The organism is Krasilnikovia sp. MM14-A1259 (assembly GCF_047159535.1).
Lineage (GTDB): Bacteria > Actinomycetota > Actinomycetes > Mycobacteriales > Micromonosporaceae > Actinoplanes.
On record NZ_BAAGAJ010000002.1, the window covers coordinates 3,349,550 to 3,374,138 of the forward strand.

Sequence of the window (24,589 nt, forward strand, 5' to 3'; positions counted from 1 at the left end):
TCGCGCTACCGTGAACCACAGTCATACTGGTCGATGAGGGAGTGCCGTGGAGATCGACACCGTGTCGAGGGTTTCTGTTTCCGAATGTTTCCGCGATGATGGGGGGATGTCGGAATGGGAGCGCCTGGGTGCGCACGTGGTGGCCCGCAGGGTCGCGATGGGCTACCGAGCCCGTGGTGACCTGGCCAGCGCGGTGGGCATCAGTGCTCGAGTGTTGTTCGACATCGAAAAGGGTCGACGCACCAACTACGACGCGGTGACCATCGCAGCCCTCGAAAAGGCGCTGGGCTGGGAAACAGGGAGCGTTGCCCGGGTCGTCGCCGGCGGCGAGCCGATCACCCGTGGTGTGGACGAGAACCTGAGGCCGCCCGACGTGTTCTTCAGGCTCGGGCCGGACGACAACCCGCAGGACGAGATCGACCTGATCTATGCGTCCAGGCTGATGACGGCCGAGCAGAAGCTCGACGCGATCCGGAAGGTGCTGCGCCTGCGTGCCCAGTTGGAGCAGGAGGCGGCAAGCGCCGCCGAGGCGGCCACCTCGCAGCTCCCGGCGCGGGCGACCGAGTGAGTCATGCTCGCCAGGCGATTCCGATCGTCGACGCGTCGAAGTAGCTCTCCCCCGGCCGCCAGCCCGGCCGGCGACCCCGGCGCGCCCGGTTGATCGTGATGTCGAGCAGCGCCTCGGTCACCGCGCGTTTGCGTGCCAGCGTCAGCGCCTTCCAGCGCGCCTCCACGTCGGGCGTACCGAGGCCCAGGTCGGCGAACGCGCTCGCGTTGCCCGTAACAGCCAGCTTCGCCTCGACGCTCTCGAGCTCGGCGCGGAGCCGGTCGGATCCGGCGGCGAGCTGGCGGGCGTCGATCACGCCGCCGGCGTAGGCCACCGCCAGCCCGTCCAGGCGTTCACGCAGCGCGGTGGCATCCCGGAGCGCGGAGGCCGTCTCGTCCGGCTCGGCGACCGTCAGCAGCTCGATCGCATCGGGCCGGGCGAGCCGGGCCACGACCAGGGCGCCAACGAAGGCGTCCAGCTCGGAGGCGATCCGGATGACGTGCTTGGACATTTTGCAGGTGTATGAGGGAATGGACGACCGCCCGTTCTGGGTGCACAGCACCGGCCCGCCGCACACGCCGCAGCGGGCCAGCCCGGACAGCAGCCAGCGCCGTTCGCTGGTCGTGGTGGTCCGCCGGCCCGGGTCTCCCAGCATGGCGACCACGGCGCGCCAGCGGTTCTCGTCGACGATCGGTTCCCAGTTCGCCTTGCCGATGATCTCCCGCTGGTGCTCCATCAGCCCGGCATTGCGCGGCCGGACGAGGACCTTCTTCAGCTCGGTCGGCAGCCAGGGACCTCCGGTGGAGGTGGTGAGGCCCTGCTCGTTCAGCGCGGAGGCGATGCTGCGCAGGCTGTCGCCGGCCAGCACCGCGTCGGTGGCCCGGCGCACCACCTCCGCCTCGGCCGGCCGCACGGTGACGCCGTCCGGCTCGTAGCCGTACGGGCGACGGCCTCCCTTCCATCGGCCTGCGGTGGCGGCCTGCCGCTTGGATCGCTGCTGGCGCTCGATCGCGTGCTCGACCTCGTAGCGGGCCACGGCGCCGAGCTGCCGGGCGACGAGCCGGCCTGACGGTGTGGACAGGTCCAGCGGGCCGGCCTTGACCGTGTGTGTGGCGATGCCGCGCTGCTCGCTGGTGGTGATGTACTTCTCCAGCTCGACCGGCGAGCGGTGCAGCCGGTCGGTGTGCCACGCCACGACGACGTCGACGGCGCCTGCCGTCATCGCCTTGAGGAGCTCGCGGTAGCCGGGGCGCGGCTTGCCCCGGTAGGCGGACAGGTCGTTGTCGGTGTAGATGCCGGCGACGTCCCAGCCCTGGCGCTCGACCAGCTCCCGGCAGTCTTCTTCCTGGCGCTGAACGCCCAGACCTGCGCCGACCCGGTCCCGGCTGATCCGGCAGTAGATTGCTGCTCTCACACCAAACATCTAACTACGTCTCAGCCTCACTATCGACCTGGCCATCGCCGCCGCGCTGCTGGCCGGTGCGGGCGAGCTTCCGCTGGCCGCGCTCGACGGCGTCGTGGTGCTGGGCGAGCTCGGCCTCGACGGCGCGGTCCGCCCGGTCCGTGGCGTACTGCCGATGGTGGCTGCGGCCGCCCGTGCCGGGATCGGCCGGGTGATCGTGCCGCTGGAGAACGCCCGCGAGGCCGGCGTCGTGCCCGGCGTGACCGTGCACGCGGTCGATTCGCTGCACCGCCTCGTCGCATACGTGCGCGGCGCCGCCTCGCTGCTCGATCCCCCCGAGGTGCCCACGACGCCGTCACCGTCCGGCCCCGACCTGGCCGACGTGGCCGGGCAGGACCTCGGGCGGTACGGCCTCGAGGTCGCCGCCGCCGGGGCGCATCACCTCGCCCTGTTCGGCCCGCCCGGCGCGGGCAAGACCATGCTGGCCGAGCGGCTTCCGTCGATCCTGCCCGAGCTGGACGACGCGGAGGCCCTGGAGGTGACCGCTCTGCATTCGATCGCCGGGGTGCTGCCACCGGACGGTCGCCTGGTGCGCAGCCCGCCGTTCCAGGCCCCCCACCACAGCTCCAGCCTGGCGTCCCTGGTCGGTGGGGGCACCGGTCTGGCCCGGCCGGGCGCTCTGTCCCTGGCCCACCGCGGGGTGTTGTTCCTGGACGAGGCACCCGAGCTGGCCACCGCCACGCTGCAGGCGCTGCGCCAGCCACTGGAAAGTGGGCGTGTGGTGCTGGCGCGGGCGCGCGGCAGCACGGAATACCCGGCACGCGTCCAGGTTGTCCTCGCCGCGAATCCGTGCCCCTGCGCCAACCCGGCCGGCGACAACCATTGCGAGTGCAGCCCGGCGATCCGACGCCGCTATCTCGGTAGGCTCTCCGGCCCACTGCTCGACCGCATCGACATCCAGATCACCTTGCGGCCCCTGAGCGCGGCGCAACTCATGAGTGCCACCGCCCCGGCCGAAAGCTCCAGCGCCGTTGCCGCCCGCGTCGCTTCCGCCCGGGCCGCCGCGACCGCCCGCTGGTCAGGCGACGGCTGGCGGGTCAACGCGGAGGTACCCGGCCCGCAGCTGCGGCGCCCGCCGTGGCGGCTTTCGCCCCGGGACACGCGGGCTCTGCGCACCAGTTTGGATCGTGGCTCGCTGTCCGCGCGCGGCTTCGATCGAGTGTTGCGAATCGCCTGGACGATCGCCGACCTGGACGGCCGTGACCGACCGAACGGCACCGACGTCGACGAGGCGGCCCAACTGAGAATGGGAGAGGCACATGAACGGCAGCACGCCTGACGGCACGGGAGACCGGCCCGCACCGAGCAGGCCGTCAGGGACGGGCCGGCCGGCACCGGGCAAGGCCACGGGTGTGGGCCGGCCGGCCGCCGAGCCGCCGCGCTTCGTCGACACCACTTCGATCCCCGCCGGAGCCCGGGTCGGCGACGACCGGGCGGCGCGCGTCGCGCTCACCCTGCTGGCCGAACCGGGAAACCGGACGGTGTGGACGATGGTTCGCAGCGACGGCGCGCCCGCGGCGCTCGATCGGCTGCTGTCCGGCGACATTCCCGACCCGGCACTGCGCGCGGCGGTCCTGGCCCGTGCCGCCGCCGGTGACCCGCGACGGCTCGCCGAGGCGGCACTGCGACGCGCCGAACGCCTGGGGGCCCGGGTGGTGGTACCCGCCGATCCGGACTGGCCCCAGCGGGTGGAGGAGCTGGGCGCCCTGGAACTCGACACCGGCGGCCGCATCAACCACGACGTTCGGCCGCCGTTGTGCCTGTGGGTGCGTGGCGCGTGGCCGCTGGACGAGGCGTTCCACCGATCGGTGGCCATCGTGGGCGCCCGCGCCGCCACCGGCTACGGGACCCACGTGACCACTGACCTCGCGTACGGGCTTGCCGAGCACGGGTGGACCGTCGTGTCGGGTGGCGCGTTCGGCATCGACTCGGCGGCGCACCGGGCCGCGCTGACCGCGGGCGGGCTCACCGTCGCCGTGCTGGCGTGTGGCGTCGACCGGCCCTATCCGGCCGGCAATGCCGCGTTGTTCGAGCGGATAGCCGACACCGGGCTGCTGGTCAGCGAGTGGCCGCCCGGGAGTGATCCCCTGCGCCACCGCTTCCTGATCCGCAACCGGGTGATCGCGGCCGCCACGGCCGGCGCCATCGTGGTCGAGGCCGCGGCCCGCAGCGGGGCGGTGCAGACGATGGGCCGGGTCCTGTCGCTACGGCGCAAGGCGATGGTGGTCCCCGGGCCGGTGACGTCCGCGCTCTCGGTCGGCTGCCACAAGCTGCTCCGGGCCGACCCGGCGACCCGGCTGGTCACGGATCTCCCGCAGGTTCTCGAAGAGATCGGCGCGATCGGGGAGTACTACGCGGATCCACCGCGCGGGGCCCAGCACGCACGGGACACATTGGACGAGGAGTCCGCGCTTGTCCTCGAAGCCGTGCCCCGGCGCGGGGCGGCCGGTCCGGATCAACTGGCCGCGACGGCCGGGCTCAGCGTTCGGACCGTGCTGCGCCGGTTGTCGCTTTTGGAGGTGGCGGGCCTGGTGGTGCGGCGCGACGACGGCATCGCGCTACCGCCCCGGTCCGGGTCCTCGGTGCGTCGATGAGGGGCGGGGAAGTCCTCACTCCTCCGCGTCGTCCAGATCGCGTCGATGAACCTTCATCCAGGCTTCCACGTCCTCCGTGAGCCACACCTTGCCCTGGGCAAGGTCGGCCACCGGCTTCGGGAAGTCGGCGCGGCTGGTGATCTGGTAGGCGCGCTGCCGGCTCACCCCGCCCAGGCGGACGCGGATCTCGTGCGCGCCCATGAGTCGAATCGGCTTCACTCCCACACTCCGACCGTAGGCGCAAGACTAATAGTCCTTTACCAACTTGATGCAAGACAGCTAGTCTCTAGGCAACTAGTCTGTCCGCATGTCGAGACAATCCCGGGTTGATCCCCCGGTTCCCTCCCAGCCCCGGCACCGCCGCGACTGGCGCACTTTGTGGCGCCGGTGCATCTGCGGACTTCCCACACCCTGCATCGACCGATCCCGTGATTCCGCCAAGCCCATTCCGCACCGCCCGGACCCGGACACGGCAGACCGGACCGGCACCACCGAGCGTGGTCCGGGGTTTCGGCCACCCCTCGGCCACCGGGCCGGCGTGTGTGCGGGCTCCGACACCAGGAGAGCGAGTGCACGCATCGCCCTTCCGCCCCAGCCGGGGCGTGCGGGGATGCTGACGCCGGCACAGGCGTACCGCGCTTGTGGAGGCCGACGGGCCGTCGGCCGCCGCACCCCGACCCGCCCGACCCGCTCGGGCCACGTCGGATTCGGCGGATCAGCCAGCAGGCAGCAGGCACCCGTCTCTGTCGTCCGCGGCGCCGGAGGCTTCCACGCGCCCGGCAGCTTCCACGGGCCCGACAGCTTCCGCGGGCCCGCCAGCTTCCACGGGCCCGACGGTCTGCGTGGCGGGCGCCGATGACGACACCGAGCGGAGGGGGTCACGTCGGAGACCGGCCCACATGGCTGTGCCGGGCGTGTGGGCAGCCGTGGCCGTGCCCCGACGCCCGACGTCAGCTTCTCCAGGAGTTTCACGGATTCACCTCGGTGCTGACGATCTACATGTCCGCCCAGATGTGCGAGGCGATCGAGGACTTCACGATGTACGACGAAACCCCGCCACCCGATCTCTACCAGCGCTTCCTCGAATGGGTGCGCCGAGCCGAGGCGAACGACGACCAACCCGAGTGACCGCGACGCCCCTGCGACCCCAGAACCGTCCGATGTAGAGAACCTCTCGCCCATCCCGCCTGCCGAGCACCACTTCGGCCAGAACCCCCGGAGCCTGGCGGGCACCAAATGAAGAACGGCGACAGTCGGCGCACCACCTCGCGCTCGGTCCGTGACGGACCGCCGACCATCGCCGCTCACACCGCCCGATCAAGCTCGGCCTTCTCAGTGCGGCGCGGTAGTACTATACCAACATGGAACTGTATGTACAGCCTGACGGAGCATTGTGGCCACGTACCGTGGCCGACATGATCGATCCCTCCGCCGACCGCGCGGTGTTCCGCCAGCTGGCGGACCTGCTGCGCGACCGGATCGTCACGGGCGAACTGGGCCCGGGTGAGCCACTGCCGAGCGAGCTGCGCCTCGCCCAGGAGTACGGGCTCAGCCGAACGACGGTCCGCCAGGCGATCGGGCAGCTACGCACCGAGGGACTGGTCACGGTGGAACGGCCGCGCGGAACGTTCGTCCGCGTCCCCGAGCCCACCCAGACGCTCACTTTGGCCCGCGGCGAACGCGTCAGCGCCCGCATGCCCACGGACGCGGAGCGTCGCAGTCACCGCCTCGGCGAAGGCATTCCGGTTCTCGTCGTGACCGCATCCGACGGCGCGGAGACGGTCCATCCCGCGGACCGCGTGCAGCTCACCCGCCCGTAAGGACAGATCCTGGCCGACATGCCGCCGCCCTCACGGGCCGGCCGACGTGCCACCGCCCTCACGGCCGACTGCCACCGCCCTAGCAAGCATGGCCGACCAGCGCGAGCACGATCAGCGCGGCGACGTCCGCCTGGGGCCGAGCAGAACGCCGACCTGGCCCGTGACGCCCGGCGCTGACCCGGGCCGGGCGCGTCGAGCAGCAGCGCGACGGCGGCGAGGCAACGGCCCGCTGACCACAGGCCGCTCGGGAGGACGCGATCATCAGGCCACCACCGGAGTGTGGCGTGCGCACCCGGGCCCGCCTCGTGACAAACCGGCCTCGTAACGCCCGGCCTCAGAACAACCGGCCTCAGAACAACCGGCCTCAGAACAATTCGTACTTCTGCGCGGACAGCGCGAACCCGTGCTTCGTCGCCAGGTTCGTGCACCGCACCCCTGTGCTCCGGCTGTCGCAGACCATGTCGCCGGCTTGCAGCGACCTGCCGTACGCGAGCTCGTCGGGACCGCCCAGCACCGTGTCCCCGGCGCAGGTGAGCGTCGCCTTCGTGGTTCCGCTGACCACGGCCCCGAAGCCCCAGTCGAGTTCGCAGTTCGCGGGCTTCGGCGGGAGCGTCCAGGACCGCTTCGCGACGTCGCATCGGGCCGAATCCGCGGACACGTAGCAGCCGATGTTCTGCGAGGGCAGGTGGAACTGGGCCTCGGCGACCTTCTTGGTGACGTTCGCCGAGGGTACGGCCGCGGCACCGGATGACGAACTCGTCGCCGGCGCGGGCGTCGTCGCTGCCGACGACGCGACCCCGATTCCCGTGCTCGCGGTGGCCCCAGGCGCGGGCGGGCGGCCGGAGGACCGGTCCGGCGAGTTCGTGCATGCCGCCAATGCGGACGCCAGCAGCACGGCCACGCCGAGGCGGGCCCATCCGTGTCCGATGCTCATGGGAATCCTTCCGTGACAGCCTTGGTGACCACGGGAATCCCCGTCCCTTGACGGGCGGATGTCGACAACCATCGGTGGTCAGGGGCAGCAGCATAGGATCCGCGGGCAAGCAGGGTGGTGGCACCAGGCCTACGCGGCCGGAAACGCGACAGGACGAGCGCCCACTTGACGGCGGCCGCCGCAGGGATCACGGTCGAGAGCGATGAACACGCAGCTGCACCATGAGTCACTGCCCCCAGCGATGCGGGACGCGGTGGACGAGTTCGGTTTACACCTCGCCCGGGTGGACAACCGGTCCGGCCACACCGTGCGGGCCTATGTCGGCGACGTCGTCTCCCTGCTCGGCCATGCGGCGCGGCACGGCTGCACGACGCCCGCCGAGCTCGACGTCGCGCTGCTGCGTGGCTGGCTCGCCGCGCTGCTCGTGGCGGGCGCCGCCCGCAGTTCCCAGGCTCGCCGGGCGGCCGCCGCCCGCACGTTCACCGCGTGGGCGCACCGGGCCGGGCTCTGCCCGACCGACCCCGGTGCCCGGCTCGCCAGCCCGCGCGGGCACCGTGCACTGCCGTCCGTGCTGCGCGCCGACCAGGCCGCCCAGCTCGTCGTGGCACCCGACCCGAGCCAGGCGACGCGTACGGCGGTGCCCGCCGAGGCGATCGCCGCACGCGACCGCGCCGTCCTGGAACTGCTCTACGCCACCGGCGTACGCGTCAGCGAGCTGTGCGGACTCGACCGCGCGGACGTGGACGCCGGGCGCCGGGTCGTACGGGTCCTCGGCAAGGGCGCCAAGGAGCGGGCCGTGCCGTACGGCATTCCGGCCCAGCGGGCACTCGACGGCTGGCTGAACGAAGGGCGGCCACGGCTCGCCGCCCCCGGCAGCGGCGACGCGCTGTTCATCGGCGTACGCGGTGGCCGCGTCCAGCAGACCGTGGTACGCCGGATCGTGGCCGGTGCCGCCCGCGCAGCCGGCCTGCCCCACACCAGCCCGCACGATCTGCGCCACTCGGCTGCCACGCATCTGCTGGACGGCGGCGCCGACCTGCGCGCGGTGCAGGACCTGCTCGGGCACAGTTCGCTGTCCAGTACGCAGATCTACACCCATGTCTCCACGGAACGGCTGCGGGCGGCGTTCAACCAGGCGCACCCCCGGGCGTGAGGGCGATTCGCATTCCTCTGCCCCGGGTCGCGCTCGCACCGTACGCTCAAGGCGTGCCCGCCGGAGATCCGCCCCCGCCCATCCCGGGAGCCCGGCTCCTGTTCTCGCTGGACCCGGCGGTGTCCTATCTCAACCACGGCGCGTTCGGCGCGGTCCCGCTCAGCGTCCAGCGTGTCCAGCAGCGGCTGCGCGACGAGGTCGAGTCCAACCCGCTGCGCTTCTACGCGCAGGGTCTACTCGATCGCATCATCCACACCCGACGTCATCTGGCGGCGTTCCTCGGCGCCGACCCGGACGGCAGCGCGCTGGTGCCCAACACCACGGCCGGGGTGTCGGTCGTGCTGCAGTCGGTGCGGCTCGCGCCGGGCGACGAGGTGCTCCTGACGGACCACGCGTACGGGGCGGTGGCCCTGGCCGCGCGGCGGCAGGTCCGGCGGGCCGGTGCCACGGCCCGGACCGTGGCGCTGCCGCTGGGTGCCGCGGAGGCCGAGGTCGCGTCGCGGGTACGGGACGCGTTGCGGCCGGGCCGCACGAAGCTGCTGATCGTCGACCACCTCACCTCGGCCACGGCGCAGATCCTGCCGGTACGGCAGATCGCCGCGGCCGCCCGCGAGCACGACATCCCGGTGCTGGTCGACGGGGCGCACGTGCCCGGCATGCTCCCCGCGGACGTCGACGCGATCGGGGCGGACTTCTGGGTGGGCAACCTGCACAAGTGGGCCTTCGCGCCGCGCGGCACCGCGCTGCTGTCCGTGGCGCCCGGCTGGCGGCGGCGGATCGAACCGCTGGCGGTCTCCTGGGAGCAGGAGGCCGGATTCCCGCTGGCGGTCGAGTTCCAGGGCACGGTGGACTACACCGGCTGGCTGGCCGCGCCCGCGGGGTTGTACGCGCTGCGCACCCTCGGGGTCGAGGCGGTGCAGGCGCACAACGCGGCGCTCGCCGCGTACGGGCAGAAGGTGGTCGGGGAGGCGCTCGGGCTGGCCCCGGCCGACCTGCCGGGCCCCGGCGGGCCAGGGTCGATGCGGATCCTGCCGCTGCCGACCGGCGTGGCCACCACCCAGGCGGAGGCGCAGGCCCTGCGTCAGCACATCGCGGAGAAACTGTCCACCGAGACCGCGGTCAACGCGTGGGGCGGCCGGGGCTGGCTGCGACTGTGCGCCCAGGTCTACAACCGGCCGCAGGAGTACGACCGGCTGGCCGAACGCCTCCCGGCGCTGCTCGCCGCGTTGCAGCGGCAGTAGGCGCACACGGCGCAGACCCAGCAACGCCAGCGGGTCCAGGTACGCCTCGCCGCGACGCGCGCCCCAGTGCAGGCAGGCGACCGTGGGACAACCGGGATGCCCGGGTCTCAGGGTGCCGATCGCCGCTCCGGCCGCAACGGCGGTGCCGGTGCGGACGAGCGGATCCACCGGCTCATACGTGGTCCGCACGCCGTCGGCGTGAGCGACGCTGACCACACCGCGCCCGGCCAGATCCGCGGCGAAGATCACCGTGCCCGCGGCGGCGGCGCGCACCGGGCTGCCCGCGGGTGCGGCGAGATCGACGCCGCGATGGCCGGGCAACCACGGGCTCGGCGGTGGGGCGAATCCGCGCACGACATGCGGCGCGTCCAGCGGCCATCGGAAGCGCCCGCGCGGCCCTGGCCGAGGCGCGTCGATGACGGTGGGCGGAGGCGGGAGGGCCGACCGGAACACGGCAGCGGCCACGACGTGGGCCCGCGGGGAGGGAGCGCCAGGGAAGACGATCATCAGACACAACAGCAGCGGCATGTGCCGCACTGTGCCGGATCCGTCCGTGTGGGGCGGGTGGCCCTGTGGACGGGGCCGCGCTGTGGACAGCCGTCAGCCGCCGAAATTCGCGTCGTCCGGCAGGGAGATGTCGGGCTTCTCCAGCTCCTCGACGTTCACGTCCTTGAACGTCATCACCCGCACGTTCTTGACGAACCTCGCCGGCCGGTACATGTCCCACACCCAGGCATCATGCATCTCGACCTCGAAATAGACCTCGCCGTCCGCGTTGCGCACGTGCAGGTCGACCTGGTTGGCCAGGTAGAACCGGCGCTCGGTCTCCACCACGTAGGAGAACTGACGGACGATGTCGCGGTACTCCCGGTAGAGCTGCAGCTCCATCTCGGTCTCGTACTTCTCGAGATCCTCTGCGCTCATCGCTTCTCGCCCTCCATGGCCTCATCTTCCCCCACCGGCACCGGCGGCCGAGGCTGGTCGCCCGACGCCACGCCGACGGTACCCTCCGCCACCGGCCAGAGCATCATCGGCTCGGCCCCGGCCGGCACGGAACGCGGGGCGGCGTCGCGCGGGCGGCGGGCCCGCGGGGGCCGGTTGCCCCGGCCGGACGCCGCGGCCACGTTGACGTACGAGAACCGGTGCTCGGCGCACGGGCCGATCCGGGTGAGCGCCGCGGTGTGCTCGTCGGTGATGTACCCCTTGTGCACCGCGAAGCCGTACCCGGGGAAGCGGGTGTCCAGCTCGACCATCAGCCGGTCCCGGGTGACCTTGGCGAGGACGCTCGCGGCGGCCACGCACGCCGCGACCCGGTCGCCCTTCCACACGGCGAGGCCCGGGGCGCCCAGCCCGTCCACCGGGAACCCGTCGGTCAGCACGTACTCCGGGCGGACGGTCAGCGAGGCCAGCGCCCGGCGCATCGCGGCCAGGTTGCAGACATGCAGGCCGCGGGCGTCCACCTCGGTGGCGGGGATGACCACAACGGACCAGGTGAGGGCGCGGGCCACGACCTCGTCGTAGACACGCTCGCGGGCGGCCGGGGTGAGCAGCTTGGAGTCGGCCAGCTCGTCGATCTCGCCGCGGCGGCCCTCGGGCAGGATCGCGGCGGCGGCGACCAGCGGCCCGGCGCAGGCGCCGCGGCCGGCCTCGTCGGCGCCGGCGACCAGCCGGAAACCCCGGCGCTGCAGGGCCCGTTCCAGTGCGTACAGGCCGCCTTCGCGGCGGACCACCGTACGGGGCGGGGCCAGCATCAGCGACCCCCCTGTGCCACGTCGTCGGGCACGAGCCGCCGCAGCAGATCGGCCAGGCCCTCCGGATACACGTCCTCGTCGGTGGCGTCCAGCTCGTCGAGTGACCACCAGTGGTGTCCTTCGATGCTGGCCTTCTCGGCCTCCTCGAAGCCGCGCGTGTCGACCTGCCACTGCTCGACCCGCAGCAGGAAGAACTCCTGATCCTGCCGGTACCACTGATGGTCGTAGCTGAACTCGATCACCTGGTGCCACACGGGCTCGCCCAGCTCGGCCGGGTCCACGCGCAGGCCGGTCTCCTCGAACAGCTCCCGGGCGGCGCCCTGAGCGGGGGTCTCCCCCTGGTCCAGGCCGCCGCCTGGGGTGAACCACCAGGTGGGGCCGGGGTCGGCCGGGTCGCCACCGTGGAACAGCAGGATCCGGCCGGCCGCGTCGACCAGGAGCACCCGCGCCGCCGGGCGGTTCGTCATCACGTCACCCAGCCTAGGGCGCCGCGTCGGCGGGGTCAGCCCCGGTCAGCCCGTGGGCGCCGGGTTGGGGATCGAGTCGAAGCCCTTCGGCACGGTGAGCCAGGTAGCGCGGCTCACCGGCCAGAAGATCACGAATGCCCGGCCCACCACCGCGTCCTTCTTGACCGTGGCCTCGTTGACGTCCTGGGTTTGCTGGTAGTGCTCCAGGGAGTCACCCGAGGCGGAACGGTGATCGCCCATCACCCACAGGCGCCCGGCCGGAACGGTGATGTCGAAGTCCTCGTCGGCCGCCGGGTCCTGGGTGCCGTCGGCGTCGCGGTAGATGTACGGCTCGTCGAGGGAACGGCCGTTGACCATCAGTCGCTTCTGCGGGTCGCAGCAGACCACGTGGTCACCGCCGACGCCGATGATGCGCTTGATGAAGTCCTCGCCCTCGTTGCCGCTCTGCCAGTCGGTCGGCGCCTTGAACACGACGATCTCGCCCCGGTGCGGGTCGCGGAAGTCGTAGACGAGCTTGTTGACGAGCACCCGGTCGAGCACGTTGAGCGTGTGCTCCATCGAGGGGGACGGGATGTAGAAGGTCTGCAGGACGAACGCCCGTACGAGGACCGCGACGAGGATGGCGACGCCCAGCAGGATCGGGAGCTCACGCCAGAATGACCCGCGGCGTTTTTCGGTTTGATCGTTTTGCTCGTCAATCACGAACGGAGCCTACGTCTCCGCGTCACGCTCAGCAGACCGGAACGCGCGGATAGTCCGGCCGTGAATAGGAACGGGACGATAAGGGCTCCGGTGGCCGGGTCCGGGGCAGACGGGGGCGCGGCGCCCGGTGGCGCCTGCGCGACCGGGTGGGCGGCGGCGAAGTTCTTCCAGTTGTCGGGCACGGACAGGCCGGTGAAGCGGCTGCTGGGCCACACCACGACGAACGCCCGGCCGATGATGTTGCTGATCGGTACGGGCCCCTGACAGCGCGCGTCTTGGGACACCAGCCGGTGGTCGCCCATGACGAACATCTCACCGGCCGGCACAGTCACCTCGGCGAACCGGCGGCTCGTGCACTGCTTCGGATTGGGCGGAGCGTCCAGCGACGAGTTCTCCTGCACGTACGGTTCGTCGATCGACTCGCCGTTGACCGTGATCCGGCCCTTGGCGTCGCAGCAGGCGACCTTGTCGCCGGGCAGTCCGATGACCCGCTTGATGAAGTCCTTCTCGCCGGGGCGGCTGACCCCGACCAGGTCGCCGATCGTCCGGCCCAGTTTGGCGCCGAAGCTGTTGCTGACCGGGGTGGCCGGCTGCTCCGGCGCCCAGTTGTCCGTACCGCGGAAGACCACGATCTCCCCGCGGACCGGGTCGCGCATGTCGTAGACGACCTTGTTGACCAGCACACGGTCGCCCACGAGCAGCGTGTTCTCCATCGACCCCGAGGGGATGAAGAACGCCTGCACCAGGAACGTACGGATGAGCACGGCCAGGCAGAACGCCACGACCAGCAGCAGCGGCAGCTCCTGCCAGAGCGGCATCTCCTTGCGCCGGATGACACCCCGGCGCCGCCGGGAGGCTCGATAGCCTTCCATCGGTTCCACGCTACGCATCTCCTACCGCCGTCCCGGCCGACTGCTCCGGATACAGCACTACCGCCCGAGACCCCAGGCACGGGGCGGGTCGGGCGGTAGTGCGAATGGTCCGCCGCAGCGGCGGTTACCGCAGTGGCGCTGGTGCCCATCCGTCACTCGCGCAAGCGTAGTTCGCCCGCGCAGTAAACGTCAGTCCGAGAAGACGTACGGCCCGGACCGCGATGGGGTTCAGCTGACGGTCTGCTTCTCGCGCAGCTCCTTGATCTTGGCCTTCTTGCCGCGCAGCTCACGCAGGTAGTAGAGCTTGGCGCGACGCACGTCACCACGGGTGACGACCTCGATCCGGTCGATCTGCGGGCTGTTGAGCGGGTACGTACGCTCCACGCCGACGCCGAAGCTGATCTTGCGGATCTTGAAGGTCTCGCGCAGGCCACCGCCCTGGCGGCTGATCACGACGCCCTGGAAGACCTGGACGCGGGAGCGGTTGCCCTCGACGACCCGGGCGTGGACCTTGAGCGTGTCGCCCGCCCGGAAGTCGGGAATGTCGGTGCGCTGCGACTGGGCGTCGAGAGCGTCCAGCGTGTTCATCGCTGCATCCTCGTCGTACTCAAAGCACACCGGGAGTTCGGTGTGCGGTGGATGATTCTGAACCCCGGCTGACTGGTGCCCCGGGGCCCCTCGCCCGCCCTCCACGGCGTGGACGGCGAACGGCAACCTCCCTACTTTGCCACATCCGGGTCAGGGATCTGAAATCCGGCCCCGTCCAGCGCGGCCCGGTCGCGCTTGTCCAGTTGTTCCGGCGGATACCCGGCCAGCAGGTCCGGCCGCCGGGTCGCGGTACGCAGCAGGGACTGTTCCCGGCGCCACCGGGCGATCCGCCCGTGGTCGCCGGAACGCAGCACGTCCGGCACCTCGTGCCCGCGCCACTGGGCAGGCTTGGTGTAGACCGGGGCCTCCAGCAGACCCGCCGCGTGCGACTCCTCGGTCAGCGAGTCGGCGTTGCCCAGCACCCCGGGCAGCAGCCGGGTCACCGCCTCCATGATCACGATGACCGCGACCTCGCCGCCGAACAGCACATAGTCGCCCAGGGAGACCTCCCGGACCGGCATCCGCGTCGCCGCGTCGTCCAGCACGCGCTGGTCGATGCCCTCGTACCGGCCGCAGGCGAAGACCAGGTGCGGGGCGGCGGCCAGCTCGTGCGCGGCGGCCTGGGTGAACGGCACCCCGACCGGGGACGGCACCACGAGCAGGGAATCCGGGCGGGTCACGGCATCCAGGGCACCCGCCCACGGCTCCGGACGCATCACCATGCCCGGCCCGCCGCCGTACGGGGTGTCGTCGACCGTCCGGTGCACGTCGGAGGTCCACGTCCGAAGGTCGTGCACCGCGAGGTCGAGCAGGCCGGACGAGCGCGCCTTGCCGATCAGCGACAGGTCCAGCGGAGCGAAGTACTCGGGGAAGATCGAGACGATGTCGACGCGCACGGGCAGCCTCTAACGGGGTCGAGCCGCAGCCGGGCTCCGGCAGAACGGCCTCAGGGGCCGGTGGAACGGCCGCTACAGGTCGAGCAGGCCCTCGGGCAGATCGACGATCACGCGCCCGCCGGCGAGGTCCACCGCCGGGACGATCCGGCTCACGAACGGGATCAACGCGGTCCCGCCCGCCGCCTTGCGCAGCACGATGAGATCCGACGCCGGAGCGTGCTCGATGCGCTCCACCTCGCCGTACACCGTGCCGTCGGCGGCGGCCACGGTCAGCCCGACCAGCTGGTGGTCGTGGAACTCGTCCGGGTCGTCCGAGGGCGCGATGTCAGCGCTGTCGACGCAGAGCAGAACGCCGCGCAGCGCCTCGGCGACGTTGCGGTCCGGCACGCCGTCGAACTGGGCGATCACCCGGCCCTGATGCCAGCGCAGCGACCCCAGGGTCAGCTCCTCCGGCACCTGGTAGCGCACACCGCCGGGGGTGGGTGGCGGTGTGGCCGGACCGGTGCTCACCCGACGGTCCCGGGGGACCTCGGTCGTGAACACCTGCCCGGCCACGAATCTCGCCTCTGGCTCGTCAGTACGCACCGTCACCAGCACCTCCCCACGGATGCCGTGGGGCTTGCCGATTTGGCCGACGACGAGCAGCATCGCGCGGTGCGTCAGTACGCGTCGACGATGTCGACGCGGATGCCACGCCCACCGATCGAGCCGATGACCTGACGCAGCGCCTTCGCCGTACGCCCGCCGCGCCCGATGACCGTACCCAGGTCCTCGGGGTGCACGCGGACCTCGAGCCGCTTGCCGCGGCGCGAGTCGACGAGCCGGACCCGGACGTCGTCCGGGTTGTCGACGATGCCCTTGACGAGGTGCTCCAGCGCGGGCCGGAGCGCCCCGTCAGCTCGCGGAGTCGGCGCCGGCACCGGCGGCGTCCTCTGCCTTGGCAGCGGCCTCCTCGCGGGTCTCCGCCGGAGCCTCGTCGGCCGCCTTGGCCTCGGCCTTGGCGGGGGCCTTGTCCGCCTTGGCGGGAGCCTTCTTGGCGACCGGCTTGGTCTCGGCGACACCCGCGCTGGCCTTGGCCTCCGCCTCGTACGCCGCCTGGCGGTCCGCCTTGGGGGCGGCCACGAGCAGCGGCGGCGGGGCCGGCAGGCCCTTGAACTGCTGCCAGTCGCCGGTCTTCTCCAGCAGGCGCTGCACGGCCTCGCTCGGCTGCGCGCCGACAGAGAGCCAGTACTGCACGCGCTCCGACTTCACCTGGATGACCGACGGGTCTTCCTTGGGGTGGTAGATGCCCACGTACTCGATGGCACGACCGTCACGCTTGGTGCGCGAGTCGGCGACGACGATGCGGTACTGCGGGTTGCGGATCTTGCCCATCCGCAGGAGCCGGATCTTAACGGCCACGGTGTATTTCGCTCCTGAATGCGACGTGATCGAGTCGCCGGCACCACGTGGGGTTGTGGGCGGTTGCCTCGCGGACTGGCAGCGCGTCAGGAGTTAGAGGGCAGCCTCACGCACGCCGAACCAGTCACCCATTGTGCCAGATCCCCGGGCGGGGCTCCCAGCACCCCCGCCGGTCAGCGGGAGGCCGGGCGATCCCAGCCCGCGGGCAGCGCGTGCGGCACCCGCCAGGACGGGTCGGGCCGGAAGTCCGTCCAGGTGCCGTCGAAGGGAAACGTGCCCGCCTCGATCAGCTCGATCACCCGGTGCCCCTCGGCCCACACCGCCGCCTCGTCGCGCACCCAGTAGTGCTCCGGCAGGGCCAGCCGCTCGGCGAACTCGTCCTCGTCCTTCCACCGCCAACTCCGGTCCGGAGCGACCACGATGTCCAGGTCCTGGTCCACCACGTCGACCCCGGCCGCCGAGCCGTCGTCCCAGCGCGCCACGGGCGCCTCCAGGTTCACGTACCAGGCGGCGAAGTCGTCCTGCGCGTTGTGGAAGAACCACACCGAGTTATGGCCGTCGCGCGGCAGGAACTTCAGGATCGCCGGGCCCCGCCAGGTCGTCTCGTGCAGCCGGTGGTCCAGCGTCACCCATTCGGTGAACGGCATGTCCCGCACGCCGCGACCGTCCGTGGCCACCTCGGTCGCCACCGCGGAACCCCCGGCAAGCCACAGCAGCAGCCCACGGTCGTCGTCGAGGACCACCCGGCACGGGCGCACCGCGACGACCCGGCCGTTGGCGATGTGGCGGTACAGCACCGGCCGCCCCGGCGCGAACGGCATCACGGACGGACGCGCATCAGTACGCGCGAGCCAGGATCGCGACCAGATCCGGCTCGTCGTCCGCGTCGGGCACGGTGCCGTCGGGGCGCAGCAGGCAGCGTACGGTGACCGCCTTGCCGTTGGCCTCCGCCTCGCCCGCCTCCCCGACCGCCGCCCACGGCACGCGGGCCCAGCCGGCCTGGGCCGCCTCGATCGCGTCGCCCAGGGTCGGCACGTCCACGGTGCGTTCCTCGCGCAGCGCCAGCGCGTCGTCGAAGAGCTGCTGCTGGTCGGCCTTGAGCGCGGCGGAGACCGCGGCGGCGACCTCGCCGAGCGCCACGGGTGACTTCGCGCCGGTGATCCGCCGGACCAGCACCGCGTTGCCCGCGGCCAGGTCACGCGGGCCGACCTCGACACGGACCGGGATGCCCTTGAGCTCGGCGTCCACCGCCCGGCGGCCGAACGGCACGTCGGCGCGGTCGTCCAGGGTCACCCGCACGCCCGCGGCGGCCAGCTCGTCGCGCAGCTTCGCGGCGGCCTCGGCCACCCCCTCGCCCGCCTTGACCACCATGACCTGGGCCTGCACCGGGGCGAGCCGCGGCGGAACCCGCAGCCCGCTGTCGTCGCCGTGCACCATGATCAGCCCGCCGATCATCCGCGTGGTGCTCCCCCACGAGGTGGTCCAGCAGTGCTCCATGCCGCCGGCCGCGGACGAGTACGTGATGTCGAACGCCTTGGCGAAGTTCTGCCCCAGCTCGTGCGACGTGCCCATCTGCAGCGCCTTGCCGTCGCCCATCATGGCTTCCAGCGTCATCGTGTTCGTGGCACCCGCGAACCGCTCACGGACGGTCTTGCGGCCCGGCACGACCGGGATCGCCAGCAGGTTGACCATGAAGTCCTCGTACACGTCGTGCAGGATGCGCCGCGCGTAGGTCGCCGCGTCCGTCTCGGTGGCGTGCGCGGTGTGGCCCTCCTGCCAGAGGAACTCCGTGGTCCGCAGGAACGTACGCGGGCGCAGCTCCCAGCGCACCACGTTGGCCCACTGGTTGAGCAGCAGCGGCAGGTCCCGGTACGAGTCGACCCACTTGGCCATGAACTCGCCGAAGATCGTCTCGCTCGTGGGCCGCACGACGATCGGCTCGGCCAGCTCCTTGCCACCCGCGTGGGTGACCACGGCCAGCTCGGGCGAGAAGCCCTCCACGTGCTGGGCCTCCCGGCGCAGGTAGCTCTCCGGGATGAACAGCGGGAAGTACGCGTTCTCCGCGCCCGCCGCCTTGATCCGGGCGTCCATCTCGCCCTGCATGCGCTCCCACAGCGCATACCCGGTCGGCCGGATCACCATCGTGCCGCGCACCGGGCCGTTGTCGGCGAGCTGCGCCTTGGCGATGAGGTCCTGGTACCAGCGGGGGAAGTCCTCCGCACGGGGAGTGAGCACGCGAGCCATGAGGCAGCATCCTAGCGAGGCTCGGCGGACCACCGGTGGCCGGAGGCGCGGCCGCGGCTCAGCGGATCACCTGTCCCCGCAGGACGATGCGCCGCGGCGCGCGGACCACGGTCAGGTCGCGCCGGGGGTCCTCGGGGTAGACCACGAGGTCGGCGCGCCCGCCCTCGACCAGGCCGGGGAATCCCAGCCAGGCCCGGGCCCGCCAGGACGCCGCGGCGAGCACGTCCAGCGCCGGGATGCCCGCCTCGTGCAGCAGCAGCATCTCCTCGGCGGCCTGCCCGTGCCGGATACCGCCGCCCGCGTCCGTGCCCACGTATATCGGCACCCCGGCCTCGTGGGCCGCGCGGACCACGGACGGGAACCGGTCGCGCAGCGCGACCATGTGGTCGGCGTACCCGGCGAACTTGGACCGGGCCTGGTCGGCGATCTTCCCGAACGTCCTGATGTTGATCATGGTGGGCACCAGTGCGGTGCCCCGGCGGGCCATCTCGTCGATCAGGTCGAAAGACAGACCCGTCCCGTGCTCGACCGAGTCGACCCCGGCCCGGACCATCTGTGCCACACCCTCCTCCGAGAACGTGTGCACGGCCGCCCGGGCGCCCGCCGCGTGCGCGGCCGCGACCGCGGCGGCCATGGTCTCCGGATCCCACGACGGGGCCAGATCCCCGACCGAACGGTCGATCCAGTCGCCCACCAGCTTCACCCAGCCCGTCCCGGCGCGGGCCTGCTCGGTCACGGTCGCGGCCACGTCGGCGCCGTCGACCTCCACCCCGATGTCGCGCAGATACCGCTTGGGGGCCGCGACGTGGCGCCCGGCGCGGGCCAGGCGCGGCATGCCGGGCTCGTCGTCCAGCTCCGGATACGGGTACGGCGAGCCCGCGTCCCGGATGGCGAGCACACCGGTGTCGCGGTCGACCGTGGCGAGCTCGCGTGCCTGGTCCACGTGCTCGATCGGGCGTCCGCCGTACTGGATGCCGAGGTGGCAATGGGCGTCCACGAGGCCGGGCAGCACGAACCCGGAGTCGCTGATCGTCTCGGCGCCCGCGACCGGCTCGAACGTGACGCGGTCGCCGACCAGCCACAGGTCGCGTACCTCGTCGTCGGGGAGCAGGACACCGCGCACATGCAAGGCCATGCCCACAGTCCTACCGGATCAGCCGCTCAGTCCTGCGGGCGGGCACGCTCCAGCAGGGTGCGGCGTCGCTCGGTCAGCGCGGGCAGGTCGACGGTGACCGGGAACGGCACCTCCGTGGTGAACACCTTGTTGGTGCTGGCCACGATCTCGTACTCCCCGGTGTCGCCGGGCTGGAACGCGGTGAGCACGATGCCGTCGTCGAACAACGGGTCGATGACCCAGTAGTGCGCGACCCGGGCGGCAGCGTAGACCTTCGCCTTGGCGTACATGTCCCGGAAGTGGGAACCCGGCGAGATGACCTCCACGGCCAGCACGGCGTCGTCCACCGGCACCGGGCTGATGTTGGCGTGGTCGGGGCGGATGACGACGACGTCGGGTCGCGGCTCGTTGCGGTAGTTCACCGCGAGCGACAAATCGACGACGGGCATGAGGTCTGGTGCGCATCCGACGCGCAGCGCGAGCAGGATCTCGACGCCGATGTCCTGGTGGATGGCGGTCGCTGCACGAAATCGACGGCTGTGGACAACCCGCGCAGGTGTGGCGCCTGCGTGTCCACAGCCGCGCGGTCAGCGCTTGTCGTCGTCCTTGGGGGGCTTGGTCAGCTTGTTGAAGTCGAGCTTCGGGAGCTTGAAGCCCGGGGGCAGGCCCTGACCGCCGCCGCCCAGCGCGTTCGGGTCCAGGCCGGGCGGGAGCTGGGGCATGCCGCCGGGGAAACCCGCCGGCATCCCGGCGCCGCCGACGCGGGGCCGGCTGCTGCCGCCCTTGGTGCCCTTGCGCTTGTTCTTCGGGCTCTTGGTGGCCTTGCGACGGGCGCCGGGCAGGCCCATCATGCCGCCCATCTGCTTCATCATCTTCTGCGCGTCGGCGAAGCGGTTGAGCAGCTGGTTGACGTCCATGACAGTGACGCCGGAACCGTTGGCGATGCGGACCCGGCGGGAGCCGTTCAGGATCTTCGGGTTGGCCCGCTCCTGCGGGGTCATCGAACGGATGATCGCGGTGACCCGATCGAAGTGGCTGTCGTCCAGCTCGGCCAGCTGGTCCTTCATCTGCCCCATGCCGGGCATCATGGCCAGCACGTTCGCGATCGGACCCATCCGGCGCACCGCGATGAGCTGGTCGAGGAAGTCCTCCAGGGTGAACTGCTCGCCACCGAGCAGCTTGGAGGTCATCTTCTCCTTCTGCTCCTCGTCGAACGCCTGCTCGGCCTGCTCGATGAGGGTCAGCACGTCGCCCATGCCCAGGATCCGGCTGGCCATCCGGTCCGGGTGGAAGACGTCGAAGTCCTCCAGCTTCTCGCCGGTGGACGCGAAGAGGATCGGCTCGCCGGTGACATGCCGCACCGACAGAGCGGCACCGCCGCGGGCGTCGCCGTCGAGCTTGGACAGCACCACGCCGGTGATGCCGACCCCGTCGCGGAACGCCTCGGCGGTCTGCACCGCGTCCTGGCCGACCATGGCGTCGATGACGAAGATGACCTCGTCCGGGTTGACCGCGTCGCGGATGTCCGCGGCCTGCTGCATCATCTCGGCGTCGATGCCGAGGCGGCCGGCGGTGTCGACGATGACGATGTCCTTCGCCGCCCGCTGCGCGTGCTCGATGGAGTCCCTGGCCACCTGGACCGGGTTGCCGACGCCGTTTCCGGGCTGCGGGGCGTACACATCGACCCCGGCCCGGCCGCCGAGGACCTGCAGCTGGTTGACCGCGTTGGGGCGCTGCAGGTCGCAGGCGACCAGCAGCGGCTGGTGGCCCTGGCCCTTGAGCCAGCGGGCCAGCTTGCCCGCGAGCGTGGTCTTGCCGGAGCCCTGCAGACCCGCGAGCATGATCACGGTGGGGGGCTGCTTGGCGAACTGCAGCCGCCGGCCCTCGCCGCCGAGGACGTTGATGAGCTCCTCGTGGACGATCTTGATGATCTGCTGCGCCGGGTTGAGGGCCTTCGACACCTCGGCGTCGCGCGCCCGCTCCTTCAGGCTGGCGATGAACGCCCTGACCACGGGCAGCGCCACGTCCGCCTCGAGCAGGGCGAGGCGGATCTCGCGCGCGGTGGCGTCGATGTCGGCGTCGGTGAGCCGGCCCTTGCCCCGCAGCTTGGTGAAGATCCCGGAGAGGCGGTCGCTCAAGGTGTCAAACACGGCGCAACTTCCCGTTGGTCAGCGATGAGGGAACGCCCGCAAGCCTAGCCGCCGCCGCCCGAGCTCACCGCTGGCGCATCCCGAGTCTGCCGGTCCGCGCTTCGCGCGGACACCGGATGCACCTGCGTCAGCGGTGAGAACCCGCACCAAGCGGAGGGAGCGCAGCGACCGGAGCGACTGCGGGTTCTCACCGCTGGCGCATCCGGTACGTCTTGGTGGCGGCCTCGATCCGGCGCTGGGTCCGGGTGCCCGGGGCCAGCGACCGCTTCGCCTTGCCGTACAGGTAGACGCCGCCGCCGACGACGATGGCGCCGACGATCAGGTACGCCAGAGCGCCCACCAGCACGTGCAGCAGGCTCACGGCGATCCAGCCCACCACGATCACACCGGCGATCGTGGCCACCAGGTACGCGATTGCCTTGCCCATGTCCGCCTCCCCTCGGCCGCCGACCGGCCGACCTCCACGATGCGCCCTGCCCGCAAGCCCGCGCATCGGCGGGATCCCCGGAGCGCACCCGTAGGGGTTGCGGGCCCGCATTCACCCACGTCTCACGAGCAAATCGAATATACCGGTGATAACGGGCGACACATCCGTAGCTTGGACCACACCTGTGACGACTTGACACAGATGTCCGATAAGCCGATATCGACCGCAACCTTCCGCGGAATCCCGCCGTTGAGGGTCAGGAACCGTGCGGCGAGACGCTCGCTCATCGGTACGACGGACACCCGGCGGAAGGAACGTGGCGTGCCACTGCGGCGCATCCTGCGCCTGGCCCCCTGGCGGGTCCGGAAGCGCATCTTCATCTCGGTGCAGGACCGGCTGCTGCCCCGGGTCGCCCCACACCGGCGGCTGCACGTGGCCCGCCGCATCGTGCCGATCTCGCCGCCGCCGCGGCTGCCCACAATGCGGGTCACCGCCGACGCCACGACCATGCGGGTACGTACCGCGATGGGCTGGATCACCGCCCGGCGCGAACAGGCGGCGAGCCCCGCCGCGGTCCGGCGCGACAATCTCGACCGCGTCACCGCCGCGCTCACCGCCGGGGACGTCGACTGGTTCCGCATCCCCACCCGGGCCGTGGCGCGCACCGCGGTGGCCGTACCCGCTGCCGAGCGGGCCCGGGTCGTCGCGCTGCTGGAAAGCCTCACCGCGACCGGCGACGGCCTGCTGGAGGTCGCCGCGCCCGGCGGCGCGACCGCGGGCCGGCCACGACGCCGCGCGGACCGGCGCCGGCGGCGCGCCGCGCACGTGCTGCGGGTGTGCTGGCCGGTCACCGACCCCACCGGCAGCCTGGTCCTGGGCCCGGACCTCGGCTGCGAGGTGGAGTTCTGGGCCGAACGCGACGGGCACCTGATCGGCCCCCGCGGCAACCCGATCGCGGACGTGATCGCGGTCGACGAGCCCGTGACGACCGCACCGGAACCGGTTTTCGGCCCGTTCAGTGCCGCGGCCGACAGCACCGCCTACCGGACGCGGGCGGTGTTCACGCTCGCCGACCCCGACCGCATCAACTTCCCGATCGACGTGGTCTACACGTGGGTCGACGGCGCCGACCCCGCCTGGCAGGCACGCAAGGCCGATGCGCTGCGCAGCAACCCGTGGGTGACCGACCTCAACGAGCAGACCGCCAACCACTCCCGGTACGCGTGCCGCGACGAGCTGCGCTACTCGCTGCGCGCCCTGCACTGCTTCGCCCCCTGGGTACGGCACATCTACCTCGTCACGGACGACCAGGTGCCGTCCTGGCTGGACACCGACCACCCGGGCGTCACCGTGGTCAGCCACCGGGAGATCTTCGGCGACACCGGGCGGCTGCCCACGTTCAACTCGCAGGCCATCGAGTCGCGCCTGCACCGCATCCCGGGCCTGGCGGAACACTTCCTGTACGTCAACGACGACGTGTTACTCGGCCACCCGGTCACCCCGGACCTGTTCTTCACCTCGGGCGGGCTGACCCGGTTCTTCCCGTCGACCGCCCGGGTCGACTCGGCGCCGCCCAGCCCCGCGGACCCCCCGGTCAACTCGGCCGGCAAGAACAACCGGCGGCTCATCCAGGAGGCGTTCGGGCGGGTGCTGACCCGCAAGATGCTGCACACCCCGCACCCGTCGCGGCGCAGCGTGATCGCCGAGATCGAACAGCGGTTCGCCGAGCACGTCGAGGCGACCGCGGACCACCAGTTCCGGCACCCCGACGACATCGCGCTGCTCTCCTCGCTGCAGCAGTACTACGCGTACCTGACCGGGCGGGCGGTCCCGGGCGAGATCCGCTACCGGTACGCGGACCTGGCCGACCCGACGACGCCGTTCAAGCTGGCGTCGCTGCTGCGGCACCGGCACCTCGACGCGTTCTGCCTGAACGACACCGAGGCCGACGCGGATGTCGCGGCCGAACAGGCCGGGCTGGTCGAGGACTTCCTGCCCGCGTACCTGCCGTTCGTCTCGCCGTACGAGCTGGCCGAACCGCGGGCCGGCACGGTCTCCCCCAGCCGCCTGCACCCGCCGACGCCCGTGGTGGCGCGCCAGGCCACCCGCGCGGCGTCCGGCGACCCGGTGCTCGCCGGGGATCCGCCGGCCGCCGCGGACCCGCTGCCCGCCGACGACCTCCCCCTGCCGTCTTCCCCGTGATCACCGGGCTTGTTTGAGGAGTGA

General features: G+C 71.9%; 26 protein-coding genes and 2 pseudogenes. 8 read left to right on the forward strand and 20 right to left on the reverse strand.

All coding sequences use genetic code 11. The annotated features are described in order from the left end of the window. Nucleotides 1-46 precede the first annotated feature (46 nt). Entirely contained in the window at nt 47-568 is a 522-nt protein-coding gene (locus tag ACMCNK_RS14885) for a hypothetical protein (RefSeq protein WP_412737010.1), read from the forward strand. A gap of 1 nt (nt 569) precedes the next feature. Here ACMCNK_RS14885 and ACMCNK_RS14890 read toward each other — a convergent pair whose 3' ends face one another. Then, nucleotides 570-1,961, reverse strand: a complete 1,392-nt coding sequence (locus tag ACMCNK_RS14890) for a recombinase family protein (protein WP_412737011.1) — start codon at nt 1,959-1,961, stop codon at nt 570-572. Between the two features lie 34 nt (nt 1,962-1,995). Here ACMCNK_RS14890 and ACMCNK_RS14895 point away from each other — a divergent pair. Further along, nucleotides 1,996-3,288: pseudogene (locus tag ACMCNK_RS14895) on the forward strand (YifB family Mg chelatase-like AAA ATPase); the annotation flags it as partial. Next, entirely contained in the window at nt 3,269-4,603 is a 1,335-nt protein-coding gene (gene dprA, locus ACMCNK_RS14900) for a DNA-processing protein DprA (protein ID WP_412737012.1), read from the forward strand. The pseudogene ACMCNK_RS14895 and the gene dprA, both read left to right, overlap by 20 nt. A gap of 15 nt (nt 4,604-4,618) precedes the next feature. Here dprA and ACMCNK_RS14905 read toward each other — a convergent pair whose 3' ends face one another. Further along, the gene (locus ACMCNK_RS14905) at nt 4,619-4,804 is read right to left on the reverse strand and encodes a DNA-binding protein (protein WP_412740860.1); all 186 of its coding nucleotides are present in this window, start codon (nt 4,802-4,804) and stop codon (nt 4,619-4,621) included. Between the two features lie 783 nt (nt 4,805-5,587). On the opposite strand from ACMCNK_RS14905, the gene ACMCNK_RS14910 reads away from it, so the two are divergent. Both ACMCNK_RS14910 and ACMCNK_RS14915 read left to right on the forward strand, forming a co-directional pair. Beyond that, the gene (locus ACMCNK_RS14910) at nt 5,588-5,731 is read left to right on the forward strand and encodes a hypothetical protein (protein ID WP_412737013.1); all 144 of its coding nucleotides are present in this window, start codon (nt 5,588-5,590) and stop codon (nt 5,729-5,731) included. Between the two features lie 287 nt (nt 5,732-6,018). Then, on the forward strand, nt 6,019-6,423 hold the full coding sequence (locus ACMCNK_RS14915; RefSeq protein WP_412737014.1) for a GntR family transcriptional regulator: 405 nt from the start codon (nt 6,019-6,021) through the stop codon (nt 6,421-6,423). 364 nt (nt 6,424-6,787) lie between these two features. Here the strand turns inward: ACMCNK_RS14915 and ACMCNK_RS14920 are convergent, their stop codons facing one another. Then, nucleotides 6,788-7,357 carry a DUF6636 domain-containing protein gene (locus tag ACMCNK_RS14920; RefSeq protein WP_412737015.1) on the reverse strand — a complete coding sequence of 190 codons (570 nt, stop codon included), beginning with the start codon at nt 7,355-7,357 and terminating at the stop codon, nt 6,788-6,790. 202 nt (nt 7,358-7,559) lie between these two features. Here ACMCNK_RS14920 and ACMCNK_RS14925 point away from each other — a divergent pair, with 202 nt between their 5' ends. Both ACMCNK_RS14925 and ACMCNK_RS14930 read left to right on the forward strand, forming a co-directional pair. After that, nucleotides 7,560-8,510 (forward strand): tyrosine recombinase XerC, encoded by a 951-nt coding sequence (locus ACMCNK_RS14925; protein WP_412737016.1) that lies wholly within the window; start codon nt 7,560-7,562, stop codon nt 8,508-8,510. A 53-nt stretch (nt 8,511-8,563) separates the two neighbouring features. Continuing rightward, nucleotides 8,564-9,751: an aminotransferase class V-fold PLP-dependent enzyme gene (locus ACMCNK_RS14930; protein ID WP_412737017.1), complete on the forward strand. Its 1,188-nt coding sequence runs from the start codon at nt 8,564-8,566 to the stop codon at nt 9,749-9,751. Here the strand turns inward: ACMCNK_RS14930 and ACMCNK_RS14935 are convergent. The 17 genes and pseudogenes from ACMCNK_RS14935 to ACMCNK_RS15015 all read right to left on the reverse strand — a co-directional run. Further along, a pseudogene (locus tag ACMCNK_RS14935) lies at nt 9,740-10,279 on the reverse strand (M23 family metallopeptidase); the annotation flags it as partial. The gene ACMCNK_RS14930 and the pseudogene ACMCNK_RS14935 overlap by 12 nt on opposite strands. A gap of 72 nt (nt 10,280-10,351) precedes the next feature. Beyond that, the gene (locus ACMCNK_RS14940; protein WP_130508772.1) at nt 10,352-10,675 is read right to left on the reverse strand and encodes a DUF2469 domain-containing protein; all 324 of its coding nucleotides are present in this window, start codon (nt 10,673-10,675) and stop codon (nt 10,352-10,354) included. Continuing rightward, entirely contained in the window at nt 10,672-11,502 is an 831-nt protein-coding gene (locus tag ACMCNK_RS14945; protein WP_412737018.1) for a ribonuclease HII, read from the reverse strand. The genes ACMCNK_RS14940 and ACMCNK_RS14945 overlap by 4 nt, the downstream gene beginning before the upstream one ends. Continuing rightward, entirely contained in the window at nt 11,502-11,969 is a 468-nt protein-coding gene (locus ACMCNK_RS14950) for an NUDIX hydrolase (protein WP_412740861.1), read from the reverse strand. The genes ACMCNK_RS14945 and ACMCNK_RS14950 overlap by 1 nt, the downstream gene beginning before the upstream one ends. Nucleotides 11,970-12,014: 45 nt before the next feature. After that, on the reverse strand, nt 12,015-12,671 hold the full coding sequence (gene lepB, locus ACMCNK_RS14955) for a signal peptidase I (protein ID WP_412737019.1): 657 nt from the start codon (nt 12,669-12,671) through the stop codon (nt 12,015-12,017). Further along, a complete protein-coding gene (lepB, locus tag ACMCNK_RS14960) occupies nt 12,668-13,543 on the reverse strand; it encodes a signal peptidase I (protein WP_412737020.1) in 876 nt (291 codons plus the stop codon). The genes lepB (ACMCNK_RS14955) and lepB (ACMCNK_RS14960) overlap by 4 nt, the downstream gene beginning before the upstream one ends. Before the next feature lie 228 nt (nt 13,544-13,771). Further along, nucleotides 13,772-14,131: a 50S ribosomal protein L19 gene (gene rplS / locus ACMCNK_RS14965; RefSeq protein WP_412737021.1), complete on the reverse strand. Its 360-nt coding sequence runs from the start codon at nt 14,129-14,131 to the stop codon at nt 13,772-13,774. A gap of 131 nt (nt 14,132-14,262) precedes the next feature. Beyond that, complete coding sequence (trmD, locus tag ACMCNK_RS14970) at nt 14,263-15,027, reverse strand: tRNA (guanosine(37)-N1)-methyltransferase TrmD (RefSeq protein ID WP_412737022.1); 765 nt, start codon at nt 15,025-15,027, stop codon at nt 14,263-14,265. A 72-nt stretch (nt 15,028-15,099) separates the two neighbouring features. Next, nucleotides 15,100-15,672: a ribosome maturation factor RimM gene (gene rimM, locus ACMCNK_RS14975; RefSeq protein ID WP_412740862.1), complete on the reverse strand. Its 573-nt coding sequence runs from the start codon at nt 15,670-15,672 to the stop codon at nt 15,100-15,102. A 14-nt stretch (nt 15,673-15,686) separates the two neighbouring features. Then, on the reverse strand, nt 15,687-15,947 hold the full coding sequence (locus ACMCNK_RS14980; protein ID WP_130508779.1) for an RNA-binding protein: 261 nt from the start codon (nt 15,945-15,947) through the stop codon (nt 15,687-15,689). Next, nucleotides 15,922-16,428 (reverse strand): 30S ribosomal protein S16, encoded by a 507-nt coding sequence (gene rpsP / locus ACMCNK_RS14985; RefSeq protein WP_412737023.1) that lies wholly within the window; start codon nt 16,426-16,428, stop codon nt 15,922-15,924. Before rpsP ends, ACMCNK_RS14980 begins: the two co-directional genes overlap by 26 nt. A 173-nt stretch (nt 16,429-16,601) precedes the next feature. Further along, nucleotides 16,602-17,249 carry a DUF402 domain-containing protein gene (locus tag ACMCNK_RS14990; protein ID WP_412740863.1) on the reverse strand — a complete coding sequence of 216 codons (648 nt, stop codon included), beginning with the start codon at nt 17,247-17,249 and terminating at the stop codon, nt 16,602-16,604. A 16-nt stretch (nt 17,250-17,265) separates the two neighbouring features. Beyond that, a complete protein-coding gene (proS, locus tag ACMCNK_RS14995; RefSeq protein WP_412737024.1) occupies nt 17,266-18,672 on the reverse strand; it encodes a proline--tRNA ligase in 1,407 nt (468 codons plus the stop codon). A 58-nt stretch (nt 18,673-18,730) separates the two neighbouring features. Then, entirely contained in the window at nt 18,731-19,807 is a 1,077-nt protein-coding gene (locus ACMCNK_RS15000; protein WP_412737025.1) for an amidohydrolase family protein, read from the reverse strand. Between the two features lie 26 nt (nt 19,808-19,833). Further along, nucleotides 19,834-20,298, reverse strand: a complete 465-nt coding sequence (locus tag ACMCNK_RS15005) for a Uma2 family endonuclease (RefSeq protein WP_412740864.1) — start codon at nt 20,296-20,298, stop codon at nt 19,834-19,836. 75 nt (nt 20,299-20,373) lie between these two features. After that, nucleotides 20,374-21,936, reverse strand: coding sequence for a signal recognition particle protein (gene ffh, locus ACMCNK_RS15010; protein ID WP_412737026.1), 1,563 nt, complete (start codon nt 21,934-21,936; stop codon nt 20,374-20,376). A 187-nt stretch (nt 21,937-22,123) separates the two neighbouring features. After that, nucleotides 22,124-22,363, reverse strand: coding sequence for a hypothetical protein (locus ACMCNK_RS15015; RefSeq protein WP_412737027.1), 240 nt, complete (start codon nt 22,361-22,363; stop codon nt 22,124-22,126). Between the two features lie 321 nt (nt 22,364-22,684). On the opposite strand from ACMCNK_RS15015, the gene ACMCNK_RS15020 reads away from it, so the two are divergent. Next, on the forward strand, nt 22,685-24,565 hold the full coding sequence (locus tag ACMCNK_RS15020; protein WP_412737028.1) for a stealth family protein: 1,881 nt from the start codon (nt 22,685-22,687) through the stop codon (nt 24,563-24,565). The last annotated feature ends 24 nt before the right edge of the window (nt 24,566-24,589 follow it).